The organism is Thermodesulfobacteriota bacterium (assembly GCA_040757775.1).
GTDB lineage: Bacteria > Desulfobacterota > UBA8473 > UBA8473 > UBA8473 > UBA8473.
On sequence record JBFLWQ010000025.1, the window covers coordinates 1 to 16,486 of the forward strand.

12 protein-coding genes are annotated in these 16,486 nt (G+C 43.4%); 11 read left to right on the forward strand and 1 reads right to left on the reverse strand.

Annotated elements, in window-relative coordinates; all coding sequences use genetic code 11:
* The first annotated feature begins 142 nt into the window (after positions 1–142).
* From AB1401_13070 to AB1401_13120, 11 genes are all read left to right on the forward strand, one after another.
* Entirely contained in the window at positions 143–1,339 is a 1,197-nt protein-coding gene (locus tag AB1401_13070; GenBank protein MEW6616379.1) for an ABC transporter substrate-binding protein, read from the forward strand.
* Between the two features lie 69 nt (positions 1,340–1,408).
* Positions 1,409–2,620, forward strand: coding sequence for an ABC transporter substrate-binding protein (locus AB1401_13075; GenBank protein MEW6616380.1), 1,212 nt, complete (start codon positions 1,409–1,411; stop codon positions 2,618–2,620).
* A 131-nt stretch (positions 2,621–2,751) separates the two neighbouring features.
* Positions 2,752–5,154, forward strand: a complete 2,403-nt coding sequence (locus AB1401_13080) for a pyruvate formate lyase family protein (GenBank protein MEW6616381.1) — start codon at positions 2,752–2,754, stop codon at positions 5,152–5,154.
* A gap of 55 nt (positions 5,155–5,209) precedes the next feature.
* Positions 5,210–6,415, forward strand: a complete 1,206-nt coding sequence (locus AB1401_13085) for an ABC transporter substrate-binding protein (GenBank protein ID MEW6616382.1) — start codon at positions 5,210–5,212, stop codon at positions 6,413–6,415.
* A 120-nt stretch (positions 6,416–6,535) separates the two neighbouring features.
* Positions 6,536–6,817 carry an ABC transporter substrate-binding protein gene (locus AB1401_13090; GenBank protein MEW6616383.1) on the forward strand — a complete coding sequence of 94 codons (282 nt, stop codon included), beginning with the start codon at positions 6,536–6,538 and terminating at the stop codon, positions 6,815–6,817.
* A 255-nt stretch (positions 6,818–7,072) separates the two neighbouring features.
* Entirely contained in the window at positions 7,073–8,278 is a 1,206-nt protein-coding gene (locus AB1401_13095) for an ABC transporter substrate-binding protein (protein MEW6616384.1), read from the forward strand.
* Positions 8,279–8,364: 86 nt separating this feature from the next.
* The gene (locus AB1401_13100; protein ID MEW6616385.1) at positions 8,365–10,026 is read left to right on the forward strand and encodes a methylmalonyl-CoA mutase family protein; all 1,662 of its coding nucleotides are present in this window, start codon (positions 8,365–8,367) and stop codon (positions 10,024–10,026) included.
* A gap of 197 nt (positions 10,027–10,223) precedes the next feature.
* Positions 10,224–10,622 carry a cobalamin-dependent protein gene (locus tag AB1401_13105; protein ID MEW6616386.1) on the forward strand — a complete coding sequence of 133 codons (399 nt, stop codon included), beginning with the start codon at positions 10,224–10,226 and terminating at the stop codon, positions 10,620–10,622.
* A gap of 129 nt (positions 10,623–10,751) precedes the next feature.
* Positions 10,752–11,909, forward strand: a complete 1,158-nt coding sequence (locus AB1401_13110; protein ID MEW6616387.1) for an acyl-CoA dehydrogenase family protein — start codon at positions 10,752–10,754, stop codon at positions 11,907–11,909.
* A gap of 85 nt (positions 11,910–11,994) precedes the next feature.
* Positions 11,995–13,536 (forward strand): AMP-binding protein, encoded by a 1,542-nt coding sequence (locus AB1401_13115; protein MEW6616388.1) that lies wholly within the window; start codon positions 11,995–11,997, stop codon positions 13,534–13,536.
* A gap of 87 nt (positions 13,537–13,623) precedes the next feature.
* On the forward strand, positions 13,624–14,913 hold the full coding sequence (locus AB1401_13120; protein ID MEW6616389.1) for a MaoC family dehydratase N-terminal domain-containing protein: 1,290 nt from the start codon (positions 13,624–13,626) through the stop codon (positions 14,911–14,913).
* Between the two features lie 430 nt (positions 14,914–15,343).
* On the opposite strand, the gene AB1401_13125 is transcribed toward AB1401_13120, so the two are convergent.
* Positions 15,344–16,474, reverse strand: coding sequence for an amidohydrolase family protein (locus AB1401_13125; GenBank protein ID MEW6616390.1), 1,131 nt, complete (start codon positions 16,472–16,474; stop codon positions 15,344–15,346).
* Positions 16,475–16,486: the final 12 nt, after the last annotated feature.

Here is a 16,486-nt window from a genome sequence, read left to right on the forward strand (position 1 = left end):
GTTTTTCCAACACAACTTTACTAAAAACCGCCAAGCTATATTCTCAGTCTTTACGGTATGTTCGAATGATTTTATGTCCATGACACCATTATATTATGGTGCCAAATCTTTTACAATCACCTAAATTAAAAGGAGGCGGATTATGAAGACAAAGAGCAGAGTATTCGTATTTATTCTATTGGTAGGATTTATTTTTTTCATCACAGAGACAATAATTCAGGCAAAAGAGGTGAGAGGTGTAACTGATGATACCATCAAGATAGGAGTAATTGCAGACTTGACAGGCCCCATAGCTAATATATTTCTGCCTGTTCTTGAAGGTTATAAAAATTATATGCAGTATATAAATAACCAGGGAGGAATCCATGGCCGGAAGATAAAAAATATTTACGAGGACAGCCGTTATACCATTCCCGGTGATATAGCAGCCTTTAAAAAGCTTGTATTCAGAGATAATATACTTGCCATGTTTGGGGCATCATCAACAGGTGGGACAATTGCCCTATTCCCTCAAATCGAAAAATTAAAGGTTCCCACTATTGCTGCTTCTCAGGCAGAATCTATGTATATACCACCTAAGAGATATGTCTTCTGTACTGCAGCCGGATATTCAGAAGAGATCAAAGTGCTCTTTGATTTCATGATGAAGGATTTAAGTGCCAGGAATCCCAGAGTTGGCATAGTCTATCCTGATGTAGAATTCGGAAAGACTAACCTGGAGCAGGCCAAGAAGAGTGCAAAACACTACGGGGTCGACATATATCCTGAAGTGCTTAATATGGGAGCATTAGAGGCAAGTTCTCAGGTAATGTTATTAAAGAGGGATAAAGTGACTCATGTGATAGTAGTTCAGGTTGTTGCCGGGGCTATCTGCTTCTTGAGAGAGGCAAGGAAATTTAAATTGAACGTTACGTTATTAGGGACGGGCTGGACCTGTAATGAGGATGTCATTAAGGGTTCAGGAGAAGCTGCAAATAACTACTATGGAGTTAATAGCTATAGTTCCTGGTATGACGATACACCGGGTATGGCTAGACTGAGGGAAATCACCTTGAAACTGAATCCCAAGAAGAAGGACTATAGCAAGAATTATTCTAAAGGTTGGCTCTGTGCCATGATCCTGGAGGAAGGAATGAAAAGGGCTGGCAGGAATCTGGATAGCGAATCCCTTGTAGCTGCCATGGAAACCTTTAAAAACTTTGATACAGGAGGGGTTAGCGGATATATTACATACGGCACCAATGAGCGTATGGGCGGGGAGTATTTGAGGATGTATAAAGCCGATCTTGAAAACAATAAACTCATTCCCGTCGGTGACTGGAGAAAGGCTGCTCACTGAGCTGTCCATTAAAGCGACAGATGCATAAGGTACACTTGAAACCATAATAAGTTATATTAGGAGGGCATTATGAAAAAGAGATATATTTTATTAAGGATGGTTACTTTTGTTTCAATCCTGGTCCTTTTAGGGAACGTATCTGCTTATGCAGAAGAGATCAGGGGTGTTACGGGTACAACGATAAAGATTGGAGCCATATTGGATCAAACAGGGCCTATTGCAGGGGATATAACAGTACCGATAACCACGGGCTTCAGAAATTACACAAGAGATGTCAACGATAAGGGCGGAATATTCGGGAGGAAAATAAAATTGATAGTTGAGGATGACCGCTATTCCATACCTAGCTGTATAGCTGCTTTTAAGAAGCTCCTCTCCAAAGATGAGATATTTGCCTTGTTTGGGCCTGCCAACGTAGGTGGAGCAAGGGCACTCTTTGGACAGATAGAAAAACTGAAGGTTCCAAACTTAACCGGAGCTCCTGATGAGGCTGCGGTGAATCCGTTAAAAAGGCATGTATTTATGCCCTTCAATCCCTATAGCGATCAGTGGGGAGTGGTCTTAGATTATATCGTAAACGTTCTCAAAACCAAGAAGATCGATATAACATTTGTATATTACGATGCAGAGTCGGGCAAAGTAGCCTTTAGATCTGTCCAGAAATATGCCAAGTTTTTCAATTTTAATCTCAAAGCCGAGGTAATAAGCCTGGGCTCCCTCGATGTTACCTCCCAGGTGATGAGTATCAAAAGGAATAATTCAACCCATATTCTAATACACCATGGTGCACCAGGCACTGTGTTGTTACTCAGAGATTTAAGTAAATTTGGTCTTAACATTCCTGTCTATGGAACCATGATGTCAACTACGGAAGATATATTAGGAATGGGAGGCAATGCATCGAAGAATTATATAGGCGGTGCTCCCTTCTCTTCCTGGTATGATGACGGAAAGGGCGTGGAAGAGATGCGAAGGACCACTCTCAAGTATAATCCTGGCACTGAGATGCCATATCGCAATAAGTTTTATACTGCAGGCTGGCTTTTTGCTACCGTCCTTTACGAAGGACTAAAAAGGGCCGGGAAAGAACTGAACACCGGGGGTTTGTTAATTGCCCTGGAAAGTATAAGAGATATGGATACCGGAGAACTTTCCGGTCCGATCAGCTTTTCCCCTACAAACCATCAAGGGGTACATCATACAAAGCTTTACAGAGCCAATCCGGAAAGCGGGAAATTTATCCCAATTACGGATTGGAGAAAGACTCCAGAAATAAAATGAGGGCTATGTTATTTATAACGAATTCGGGGAATGGTAAGAACAGAAAAGTTTGAGAGGAAGATTATATATAACATCAAAAAGATTTTGTACATTTTATCATAGATTCAAAGGTCTTAGAAGAGGATGAAAAAATGGATAACAAAATAGAATACTTAAAGAGCAAACTTGTTTCAAAGGCAGTTCGCAATGTTCGAGCGGGAACTGAAAAAGATGATGCAGCACGAGGAATGTATCGTCCTGAGATCAAATTAGACTTGCAGAGGTCGCGTCTTCTCACCGAGTCATATAAAGAGACAGACGGAGAGCCTATGGTTATACGAAGGGCTAAGGCTTTGGCAAATATCCTGACCAAAATGGATCTTTATATTCAGGATTGGGAGAGAATCGTCGGTAATCATGCCTCTACCCCTGAAGGCCTCTACTACGGTATAGATCAGAACTGGCGCTCCGTGAAGAGGATGGTGACCGGTGAAGACGGTCAGACGCTGCTCGATGACGCTGGTAGAAGAGAGTTAGCAGAGCTTTGCGAGTACTGGAATGGAAAATCGCTTAGCGACCGGCAGCAAGCGATGTTTACGGGAGATGAGCTGAGCAAGTACTGGAGATACGAGGGGACATTTATGTTCAGTCACTGGTCTGAAGGGGTTGTCCCCAATTATGAAAAGGTACTTAGGGTTGGTCTGAAAGGGATAATCAAGGAGGCAGAGGATCGGCTCATAGAGATCGATCGAACAGTTCCTCTGGACTACATCGATCAGAAGGAGTTTCTTCAGGCGGTTATCATCTCTCTGAAAGCGGTTGTGAGGGTTGCAAACCGTTATGCTGAGAAAGCCCGTGAGATGGCTTCAAAGGCTATAGATCCAGCCGATAAGAAACGATTGGAGGAAATTGCGGAGACGTGTCAATGGGTTCCCGAGAATCCACCTCGGTCGCTACTTGAAGCCCTTCAATCATTCTATTTGATTCATGTCGTGAGCTACATAGAATTTTCCACATTAGGCATTGGAGTGCGCTTTGATAAAGTGTTTGGGCCTTATTATGAAAGAGATCTACATGCCGGCAGAATAACCAGGGACGAGGCACTGGAACTCATGCAGCTTTTATGGATGAAGTTTCAGGAGATGGGTCTAATCTACTCGCCTATGATATCCAGCGTTTATGGAGGTGTTGCCTCCCTTCAGGCAATTACACTTGGTGGTGTTGACGAGAAAGGGAGAGATGTTACCAATGAGATGACATATTTGGTTCTCGAGACGGCCAAGACTATGAGACTACTGGAGCCGAGTATTGCACTGCGGTATCATGATGGTACACCAGACGAACTTCTTTCAAAAGCAACCGATGTTGTCAGTACAGGCATAGGGTATCCGTCCTTTTTTAACGACAAATCATTGATTCCAACATTGGAGAAATGGGGTGTTCCCCTTGAAGATGCCCGAGACTATAATATGATTGCATGTGTCTATATCGAAATCCCTGGAAAAAACATGCTGCGTAGAATGTTTGCGTATTTTGTACTTCCTAAGTGCCTGTGGTGGGCTCTCCACCAGGGGATAAATCCCGAGACAGGGGAACAATACGGAGCACCGACTCCTGATCCCAGAACCTTTGAATCGGCAGAAGATCTGATGGATGCCTACTTGGAACAAGTCCGCTTTTTCGTGGGGAAATTTGTTAGGCTAGAAAATACCTGTCGTTCTCTCTACGAGAAATATCTCCCGAGACCATTTCATTCTGCCCTCTTAGACGGATGCATCGAACAGGGCAAGGACACCAGGCAATGGGCATATCCAGCTATGATCAGTACTTATGCTGTAATTATCGGTCCGACCAATGTGGCCGATTCGATTACAGCGGTTAAGAAGGTTGTGTTTGAAGACAAAAGGGTTTCTATGGAGGAACTCATCAAGGCAATGGACAGCAACTGGGAGGGGTTTGAGGATATACGGCAGATGGTGATACAGGCGCCCAAATACGGAAATGACGATGATTATTCCGATAAAATTGCCGTCGAAGTTCATCACAGGACTTCCGAGGTTCTAGCTGAATTTACGGATCGGTTTGGGAATCGCTTAAAGGGGGACGGAAGCGGCGTTTCGGCCACGTATGGGTTGGCCCATGACACCCCTGCGACGCCAGATGGGAGAAGAGATGGAGATCCTTTTGCGGATTCGACGCTAGCTCCAATTCAAGGGGGAGATCATAAAGGTCCTACGGCGGTTCTGAAGTCAGCCAGCAAGATAAGTACGGAGAAGACGTATAATCACCTTCTCAACCAGAAGTTTTTGCCTTCAGTATTCGACGGGGATATGAAGCAGACTTTTCTAAGTTACTTAAAAACGTGGGCGGATTTGGGTATAAGTCATATACAATTCAATGTTGTGGATCGTGAAACCCTCTTAGCTGCTCAAAAGAATCCAGAGAACTACCAGGATCTTATAGTCAGGGTAGCGGGTTACAGTGCCTACTTTGTGGATCTGAGCAAGGGATTACAGGATTCAATTATCAAGAGAACAGAGCAGAGTTTTGACTAGGTGAGAAGATTAAAGTGAAACATTGTCTCAGAAACGAACCTAAAAGGAGGCCGCCATGTATAAAATAAATCTTGTGATAGGTATTATTGTTTTATTAATTGTGCTAACCTTTTTTATAACCTCACTCTCCCGTGCCGGGGAGGTCAGGGGTGTTACCGATGATACCATAAAGATAGGGGTTATTTTAGATCAGACGGGAATAGTTGCCAATCTTAGCATCCCCATAACCAATGGCTCAAAGACATACTTTAGACACATCAATGATCAGGGGGGTATCAATGGTAGAAATGTGAAGGTCATTGTTGAGGATGATCACTATACAATTCCCGGTGCTATTGCTGCTTTCAAGAAATTGGTCTTTAGAGATGAAGTTCTGTCCGTTCTCTTTGCCGGAGGTACAGGTCAGATATTTGCCCTCCTGAGCCAGATTGAGAAGCATAAGGTTCCTGTAATACCCGTGAGCCTCACAGAGGCAATAACGACTCCAGTGAAGAGATATATATTTACACCAACAGCTGGTTATGATGACACGATAAAGCTTGGCATAGATTATATCATGAAGGACCTGAAGGCAAAAAACCCGAAAATAGCCTTTGTCTACCCGGATAATGAGTTCGGTAAAAACGGTTTGCAGGCTGCAGAAAAGTATCTTATAAACTACAACTTGAAATTCAGCAATAAGACAGTAATTAACCTTGGAGAAATCGATGCAACTTCCCAGGTATTGGTTTTGAAGAAAGAAAATCCGGATTATATAATCCTTCATAATGGCTTTGCCGGCCTAATTTCTTTCTTTAAAGCTGCGAAGAAATACGGTTTAAGAAGTAAGGTCATTGGAACATTTTATGTCAGTGACGAGGACAATATAAAAGTTACCGGAGATGCCATGAAGGATAGCTTGGCGGTAAGCCCGATGGGTTATTGGAGTGATAATACCACTGGAATGGTTCAACTGAGAAAGATTACCAAGAAATATTATCCCGAGGCGAAGCGGATGGTAAGAAGTTATACACAGGGTTGGCTCACTTCAATGATATGTGCAGAAGGGCTAAAAAGGGCTGGCAAAAATCTAAATCCTGATACACTGGTTGAGGCTTACGAAACCTTTAAGCACTTTAGTACCGGTGGAATTGCAGGTCCCGTGAGTTACAGCAAGAATAATCATAAAGGCGGAACAATGGGCACCTTGTATAAAGTGGACATAGAAAATCAGACCTTTATACCGATTACTGAGTTCAGAGAGCCAGCTTTTAAGGACTGATGGTTGCGTAAGGTTTTGCATATCATCAACAACGCCAAAACTTTAGTTTATGAAGGGCTACACGAGCAAATGGTGGGTAGCGAGCTTGGGTGCTTCTAATATTAACAAAGGAGGCGGATTATGAAGACAAAGAGCAGAATATTCGTATCTATTCTATTGGCAGGATTTATTTTTTTCATCACAGAGACAATAATTCAGGCAAAAGAGGTTAGAGGTGTAACTGATGATACTATAAAGATAGGAACAATAGCGGACATGACAGGACCAGTTTCTGAGACTTTTATTCCCTATGTCTTTGGAGCCAGGAATTACTTCAAGTATATAAATGATAAAGGGGGAATCAATGGGAGGAAAGTAAAGGTTCTCCTTGAAGACGACAGGTATTCGATACGGAGGGCATAAGTGGTCCGGTTAGTTTTAGTTCCAAAAGCCATAAAGGAGGAGAATATGCTACATTTGTAAAGGCAGATTTAAAAAAAGAAAGGTTTATTGCAATAACAGGATGGAGAAAATTTTCAGAATAGGGTCTGTGATATGTAAGAGTATAGTTGAAGGAAATTAAAGTTAAGGAAGTATCCGATGGTATACAGACACCGAGGCCAGCAAGGGTCGAATGTAAGCTAGATGCTAATTGATAAATAAAAAAGGGGGATTTTTATGAAGGTAAAAATGAATGTATTATTGTTAATTGGATTGTTAGTAAGTATTTCCTTCATTGGCAGTTCCTTGAGTCAGGCGGAGGATGTCAGGGGAGTAACGGATAAGTTGATAAAAATAGGCTTGATTGTGGATCATACCGGGCCGGCTGTCAGCGTCACACTGCCGATAGCTAGAGGGATTCAGACTTGCGCCAGATATGTTAACGAACAGGGAGGTATTCACGGAAGAGAGTTAAAAATTCTTGCAGAAGATGATCGCTATTCAATTCCTGCTGCTATTTCAGCATACAAGAAGTTGATTTACAAAGACAGAATATTTACATTATTTGCTCCTGGTTCCGCGAGTTTTCTTCCGCCGCTCTGGGGGAAGTTCCAAAAAGACAAATTGCCAACTATGGTATTGACATTCACTGAACTCGCCGTTGACCCGTTTAAGAAGTACTTATTTATTGTCTGTGATACCTATGAGGGACAGATAAGGACCCTTACGGACTATATGATCAAAGATTATAAGTTGAAGAATCCCCGTATTGGTATAGTACGTCCCGATACCGAGCTTGGCAAGACCGATTTGAGAGCTGCATTACAGAGGTTAAAGGAATACAAGATAGAACCCGTAACGCAAGAGATACTGATGCCAGGTGCGGTTGAGGCTGGTTCGCAGGTGATGAGTTTGAGGAGATACGGGGTCAATTGTGTGATGAATATCGGAGGAATTACCTCTACAGCTATTGTTTTACTTAGAGAATTGAGAAAGCTTGGAATGGTGATACCGGTTTTTCATAGCTGGGGCGTAATGCTTTCAGAAGGTCTAAATGAGGTTGGTGAGGTAGCAAACCAGTCGTATGTGGTGCATGCCATATCTCCCTGGTATGGTGAAGGTCCTGGGATAAAAAACATGAGGGAAGTCACACTGCGCTACTTCCCTGGGACAGAAAAGCCTTATAGAGGTACAGGGTTTAGTTACGGGTGGGGCTTTCTAGCCATTTTGGCTGATGGATTAAAGAAAGCTGGCAATGACCTGGATGAGGACGGGTTGATAAATGCTCTGGAGAGTTTTAAGAACTATGATTCTGGTGGACTTCTTTCTCCTATTACCTTCAGCTCCAAAAGCCATAAAGGCGGCGATTCATCGAGGGTTTACAAGGCTGATCCTGTTGGTGGAAAATTCATCGCTATGACAGGATGGAGAAAGTCAGAGTAGTATTAACTTGTATTATCATGATGATAAGTACCTATGAATATAGGAATGTATTGTAACGGCATTTTTAGATAGAGAAGGAGGTTTTTATGGCTGAGCTGAGTGAGATTGCGCAGATGTATTTCGAGAAGGTGACGGATTTTACTACAGCCTCTGGTATAAAGGTTAAAGGGTTTTACCGTCCGGAAGATGTACAGGGGATAGACTACGACAGAGACATTGCAGATCCCGGTCAATACCCGTTTACCAGGGGACATCATAAGGACATGTACCGTGGGAAATTATGGAACATACGAGAAATCTCGGGATTATCAACCCCGAGGGCTTTCAATAAGAGGCTCAAGTTTCTGCTGGAACAGGGGCAGGGAGCCCTGGACTGGGAGATGGATGGACCAACACTGTATGGGATCGAGCCAGATCAGCCAATGGCTGCGGGTCAGGTAGGCGTTGTCGGTATATCGTTGCACACATTGCACGACGTGGAAGAGCTGTGTGAAGGTTTGCCTCTGGATCAGATAAGCCTTTCTATGGCAAGTGGCCCGTGGGTCCAACAAGCCTATGTCTTGGGCGCCAAGAGACGGGGCTATGACCCAAAACAATTGAGGGTTGTCGGTGGGCATCTGCACTATTACTTTCCAGGGTGTCTGCCCAGCATTCCCGAGTATTTGTTTCTCCCCAACGGACAAATTTCAACCCTGTGCCGGTGGGCAAATGACTGGTTAGAGCATGTGCTCATAAACTTTCCCAGATGGAATGCATGGTTCATCAGTGCGTATGATTACCGGGAAGCCGGTGGTAATGCTATTCATGAGATTGCGTTTACCATGGCGTGCGCCAAAGAAATGATCCGGGAGATGCTGAGAAGGGGAGTTGACATAAACACCATAGGCCGGAAGCTCAGTCCTGTCTTTTCATGTGACCGGGATTTCTTTGAGGAGATAGCAAAGCTGAGAGCAGCAAGGAGACTTTGGGCACGGATGATGAAAGAAGAGTTTGGCGCCACAGATTCGCAGGCTATGCGCCTCAGGTTTCACATTGATGTAGCCGGGTCCAATTATACCCGTCAGCAGCCCCTTGTCAACCTTGCCCGAGGGACTCTTGGTGCCCTGGCTGCTGTGCTTGGCGGTTGCATGGGGATACAGTTGCCTTCCTATGACGAAGCCTGGGCTACTCCCACGGAAGAGGCTGTGAGACTTGCCATCAGGACGCAGCAGGTCATACGCTATGAATCAGGTGTGGCCAGGGTAGCTGATCCTCTTGCAGGTTCGTACTATGTGGAATCGCTCACGAACGAGCTGGAGGAGAAGATAAAGTCAATGGAAGAAAAGATAGAGGAGATGGGCGGTTGGATAGTTGCACTTCAGCGTAATTGGGTTGAAAAAGAGCTCAGAAAGAGCCTGCTGGATGTGCAGAGTAAGAACGAGCGTGGAGAGAGGGTTGTTCTCGGTGTGAACCGTTTCGCCATCCCTCCAGAGGAGGATTTCAAGCCGGAGATTTACACTCCTGACAGGTCTGATGTTGAGGCTTATCTCGATGAATACAGTGAGTTCAAAGAGCGGCGGGACAAGAAGAAGGTTAAGGAGTCATTGGAGAATTTGCGCAAGATTGCTGAGGATACACAGGATAACCTTACGCCGCATGTTTTCGATGCCATAGAGGCAAACGCTACATTTGGTGAAATAATAGGGGTATTGAGGATGGTTGACGGGCTGGATTATGATTGGGCTGGTGAAAGAGAATATCCTTTTTAACCCTTTATAATTGACGGACTCGTAAAAAGCCAAAATTGGGATGGCAAAGTAAAAAGCTCCAGATGCAAGGCGCGCAAATCCTGAGGAGTGAGGCGTACTTAGAGGTACGCTGCAACGACGAAGGATGTAGCGCAACGCCGCAGATGGACTTTTTATGAAGCCGTCATGGTTAGAGTCTAAAAAGAGAGGTATATTATATGGAGAGAAAGAAGGTAAAAGTTATAACCGGTAAGATTGGGCTTGATGATCATTATAGAGGCATCATATCAGTGACTGACGCTCTCAGGAATGCCGGGATGGAGGTGGTATACCTGGGGGCAGGGCAGAGATTTGATACAGTAATTAAGGCAGTTATTCAGGAAGATGCCGATGTCGTGGGCTTGAGCTTTTTATGCGGTGGTCATGTAGAGATTATGCGGCGATTCATGAACCTGATGCGTGAGAATAGGCTGGAACAGATTTTGGTCGTAATAGGAGGGGTAATTCCTGATCAAGACATTCCCAGGTTGAAAGAGTTGGGAGTGGCAGAGGTATTTCTGCCCGGTGCTCCTCTGAAAGACATAACTGACTATGTTTCAAGAAATGCTGGAAGATGATCTGGCACCTGTAGGGCTGTGTCAAAACACGGGAAAAGTCTGGACGACCATCATACATTCTTGAAGAAGCTTTGATTACAAGAAAAAACAAACCGGCAATTCCGGAAAAACATTGATTGGAGATTCGACATGTCTTTATTGGAGAGATGTTATAGTGAGGAGCATCAGATATTCAGAGATGCTGTACGGCGTCTTTTTGAAAAAGAGATTGCACCTAGATCAGAGGAATGTGAAGAAGAGAAAGCTGTTCCTCGAGATATTTGGAAAAAGCTTGCTGAGCAGGGTTTTTTGTGTCCCTGGGTTCCGGAGGAGTACGGTGGTGCTGGAATCGACTTCCTTTATTCCGTGATCATTATGGAAGAAGCCACCAGGACAGGTTGTAACAACATAATGTGGCCACTCGTACTTCATTCAGATATAGTTGTTCCTTATATCTATCACTTTGGTAATGAGGAACAGAAGAAGAAATGGCTGCCTGGTTGCGTATCAGGCGATCTTCTTGCATCAATCGTCATGACCGAGCCTGATGCAGGTTCAGACCTGGCAGCTATTCGTGCTACTGCTGTAAGAGACGGCGATCATTATATAATCAACGGACAAAAGACATTTATATCCTGTGGGGCGATCTGTGATCTTGGTGTAGTTGCGGTAAAGACTGACACAAAGGCAGATCCGCCTTTTAAAGGAATGTCTTTGATTGTTGTGGAATATGGTACTCCAGGTTTTAGTAAAAGCGCTAAATTTGATAAAGTAGGTTTTCACGCAAATGCCACATCTGGGTTGATATTTGAAGATTGCAGGGTCCCGGTTGAAAATCTCCTGGGTAAGGAAGGTGAAGGTTTTAAGTATCTCATGACAGATCTGCAGCAGGAGAGATTGGTAATTGCACTGGGTTCTCAACTTATGGCTGAACAAGCACTTAAAGAGACGATCAATTACACAAAAGAAAGAAAAGTATTTGGGTCCCCTGTAAGCAGCTTTCAGCATATCTCTTTTGAACTGGCAAAGATGGCAACGGAGATAGAACTGGGCAGGACATTTATTGAAAGCCTTATTATCGACCATATCGAAGGGAAAAATGTAGTAGAAAAAGTATCGATGGCCAAGTATTGGATTCCTGAGATGCTCAATCATATGATAGGTAAGTGCCTCCAGTTCCATGGCGGATATGGATATATGGAAGAATATCCGATTGCCAGATTGTTCAGAGATGCGAGGTGCCAGACGTTACTTGGTGGAGCATCGGAAGTAATGCTTCTGATTATCAGCAGAAACCTTGGGCTGTAAAAAATAAATGCATTATTATCAAACTTAAGGATTCTCGATTTTGAAAACAATACTTCCAATAATTGAACTTATAACGAGGTGAGAAATGATAACAGATTACAAAACCTATGAAGAAGCGAAAGCCGGGTTCAAATGGAGCCAGATATGGGATCATTTTGATGGAGATAGAGAACATTTTAATATAGCTCACGAGTGCATCGACCGTCACCCCCCTGGCGATACGGCCATCAGAATAAAATTTGATGATGGACATTCAGAAAAATATACATTCGGCGAGATGTCTGTATTAACATCAAAGTTCGCTCATGCCTTAGAGAAGTTGGGGATTGCCAAGGACGATCGGGTACTTGTGATGTTGGATCCTTGCCGGGAATATTACATTGCTCTTTTTGGAACCATGAAAAGAGGGGCGGTCGTTGTTCCCTGTTTTACATTATTTGGTCCGGACGCGTTGAAATTCAGGCTTAAAGATTCAGGGGCGTCCTTATTGGTGACTACCGAGGAGAAGGCCAGCATGGTCAAGGACTATCCTGTTGATCGTGTGATTATCATTGGGAAAGAGTTCGATGAGTTTATAGAGCAAGAACCTGAAAGTTACCCTTGTAGGATGAATCGTTCAGCCAATGATGTGGCAGTCTATCAATATACGAGCGGGGCAACAACAAAATTCCCCGAGGCGATAAAGCATTTTCATAAAAGCCTGCCCGTGGCTTCTCCTGCAGCGATATTCGGTTTCGGGTTGTCGAAAGGGGACAGATACTTTTGCCCATCATCGCCCGCCTGGGGGCATGGTTTATGGTATGGGACACTGACTCCTTTATCCCTGGGTATAGGAGTAGGTGCATACTCAGGTAAGTTTGATGAAAAGATTTTTCTTGAGGCATTAGAAGAATGGGAGATCAGCCTCCTCAATTCTGCGCCAACGGTCTTCCGCAGAATCAAGACTTCTGGAATAGCTAGCAAATTTAAGTTCAAGATCAAGAAGATAAGTTATACAGGTGAACCTATGGATATGGATACGTTTAATTTTATAAAAGATACCTTTGGTGTTCCCCCTCATTCTGTCTATGGCTCAACCGAAGTAGGTCCGCTCATTGTCAACTATGCTGGGTTTAAAGATTGGGTAGTTGTCCCCGGTTCATTGGGTAAACCCATGTTGGGAGTGAACGTAGCGATTATTGATTCAGGAGGAAACCGCCTTCCACCTGGGAAACTCGGCGAAATTGCTATAATGCGCAAGGATGGGTGGTTTAGGGTCAAGGATGCAGCTATAGAGGATGAAAACGGTTACTATTGGCATAAAGGCAGAATAGATGATATTATCCTGTCTTCAGGGTGGACGATCAGTGCTGTTGAGGTTGAGGACAAGCTTCAACAGCATAAGCATGTATTGGAGGCTGTTGTGATAGGTGTTCCTGATAAGAATCGGGGAGAAATTGTAAAGGCTTTTGTGAGAACCGACGCTGAACCTACTGAGGAGTTTAAAAAAGAACTCCAGGATTTTGTGAAGCTTGAACTGAGTAAACACGAGTATCCCAGGGAAATAGATTTTGTTGACGAGATTCCCAAAACAGAAGGTGGGAAGATTAATCGTAAAGTAGTAAAAGAGTGGGGGACTGCGAAATGACTTTTCTTCTTTTCACCCGTCATATATTACTGTTCCGATGGTGGGGCAGATCAAATTAAAAATTTTTATAAAATAGGGAGGAATAACATGAGTTCTAAGAATAAATGGGAAGAACATGCCCGAATTATTGCGTTAAGCAAGGAAAACAAGAGAGAAGAGGAGATACATGAAATTTATACGGATGAGGCACAAGAGAGGAGAAGAGGTCGAGCTAACAAACCCTTTTATCCCCGCTCTATTTATTTTAATACTCAGGCTACAAAAGACGGGATTCGGCATTTTGCTGAAGGTATGGGTGATACGAATCCCCTGTTTACAGATGAGGAATATGCAAGAAAAACGAAGTATGGGAATATCATTGCCCCTGGCAGTTACCTATATTCCATCAACTGGATAGTCATGGGATACGGGGGGCCGGGTGTACACGGTTGGTATAGCGGTGGAGATTGGGAATGGTACAGACCAGTTTTTACCGGTGATGAATTCAAGACCGTAAATATATTGAGAGAATTAGTGCCAAAGAAAGGCAAAATGGGGGGTGGAAGAACATGGATTGATTACGGTGACGTTATTTATGTAAATCAAAAAGGGGAGATTGTGGGCAAAGAGTATCAGCACATCGTACTGGGAGAGAGAGGGCAGGCAAGCTCGGCAAAAAAACACCGTGATGTTCCAAAACCTCAATACACAAAGGAAGATTGGATAAAAATACTCGATCTGTATGAACAGGAGGAAGTAAGGGGTTCTAATCCCAGGTACTGGGAAGATGTTAACGTTGGAGATAAGCTAGGCCCGATGATCAAAGGACCTCTCAGTGTAAGAGATATTGTTGCCTGGTCAATGGGAAGCGGAACACCATATATTAAAGCCCATAAAATACAGTATGAGTATGAAAAAAGACACCCAAAAACCCTAGAGTATGTCCAAACAGGAGAAGCGGATAATCCTGGGGATGTGCCTGAGCTGGTGCATTTTCTTGATCCATTTGCTCAGGCTATCGGAATTGAACGCATTTATGACTACGGGAATCAACGGATGTCATGGTTATGCAACTTCTTCACCAATTGGATGGGCGATGATGGTTTCCTTTGGAAAATGAGTGGGGACCTGAGGACATTTAATCTGGCAGGAGATATAACCACTTTTGAAGGGAAGGTTGTTAAGAAATATAGAGAAAAAGATCACTGTTGTGTAGACATAGAGGCATGGGCTAAAAATCAAAGAGATCAATGGTCAATTACACCGCATATTTCAACAGTTATTTTACCATCGAAAGAGCACGGACCGGTTGTCTATCCTGACCCTGCCCCTGAAATTGAAGAGGAGGTAAAGCGTGCCAGACCCCTCAGTGATTTGATAAAGGAAGGACTGATTTGATCTGACTGTCTTTTTGGAAACCAAGCTTTAATTTTTCAAAAATTTCTGTGAAGCTTTAGGCATAGACAATCTCAGTAGCAGAGGGATCAATCAGATCGGCAACTTGGAATAGAGGAAGAAAAGAGGGACATAGAGAGAAGAAGGGGCTCCCCCATATTTTTCAGAAATGTCAATTAACATATGATGAAAAATATAGGGGGTTCCCCATTGAGAATTATACCCTTATTGAATCTACAGAGAAGATGCTACATAATCATCTCTCTTTCTACCACGAGAACCCTGTCTGCGACATAAGTGGCATCTATCATCACTGCACATTTGACATGAGTAACAGTCTTTGCAATCATACTTTTTTATATATCCTGATTTTTCATCCGGGACATAAATTTTCCCCTTAAGACCAGGAATTTCAATAAAAGCCATCTCAATTTTATCTCTTTGCATCCCTGGGAACATCGATCCCTTCTTTCCTTAGCATATCCAGAGGCGATACAGGTTCTGAATCGTGTAAACGAATAAAGTTCTCCCTTAAAACCTTTCTTTGCGTCTCTTCACTCCAGCCAAATCCTTTAAGTTGTTTAAAAGCCTTAAACCATGATTGCATTCCTACAAAGGGATAATCTGTTCCGAAAAGAATCTTTGGCTGATAGAATGGGGTGTTAGTAGATGCTACAAGGCTTTGGGGGTATATCCTTGGAGAAGCACCTGATATGTCCAGATAGACATTGGGATGCCTGAATGCCAGTGACATTGCCTGATCATGCCATCCCCCGACACCGTAATGGAGGAGTACCAGTTTTAAGGTGGGAAAATCCACAGCTACGTCATCATAACAGAGGGGCATCATGTATTTGATCTTTGTGAAATACATCCCTGTTGTTCCACAGTGGCTCTGGACAGGGATATTATACTCGACGCACTTTTCATAGATTGGGTAGAAACGCTTCTCGTCATTAGGGTATGTTCTCACAGCAGCCGGATGGAACTTCATGCCTTTTAACCCCAGCTCTTTTATACACCTTTCAGTCTCCTCTACGGCGTCCTCTCTTCTGGGGTCCACCGAACCATACCCTATGAACCTGTCGGGATACTGTGACACTAATTTAGCAACCTTGTCATTGCTTAACATTGATTCTTTAAATGCCCAATGATCTGACTTTGAAGTGTCTAAGCTCATTATTAAAGCCTTTTCCACATTGGCCTTGTTCATATCTTTTATCATATCGTCCAGACCTTTTGGGATAACTTCTTCCTTGAGTCTGAAATGTCTTGCAGCCATGAAAAGACCAGGATTCCTTTTCAGATCATCCCGAAACATAGGATGGGCATGATTGTCTATGGCAGGTACAGGCGAAAATCCGGCATTTTCTGTCTGAACCTTTTCGATCTCTTTTTCACACTCGGTGGCTTTGCTATTGTCTTTAGCTTCTTTTAAGAATTCCAGCGCCTGTTTGAATATCCTCTCTGCATCCATGTAGTATCTGGCATTCAATGCAGACCTTGCCTCCTCATACAGCTTTTCTACTTTTTCCTGTACTTCATTTTTAGAATTTTTTGCCATTTCAAAACCTCC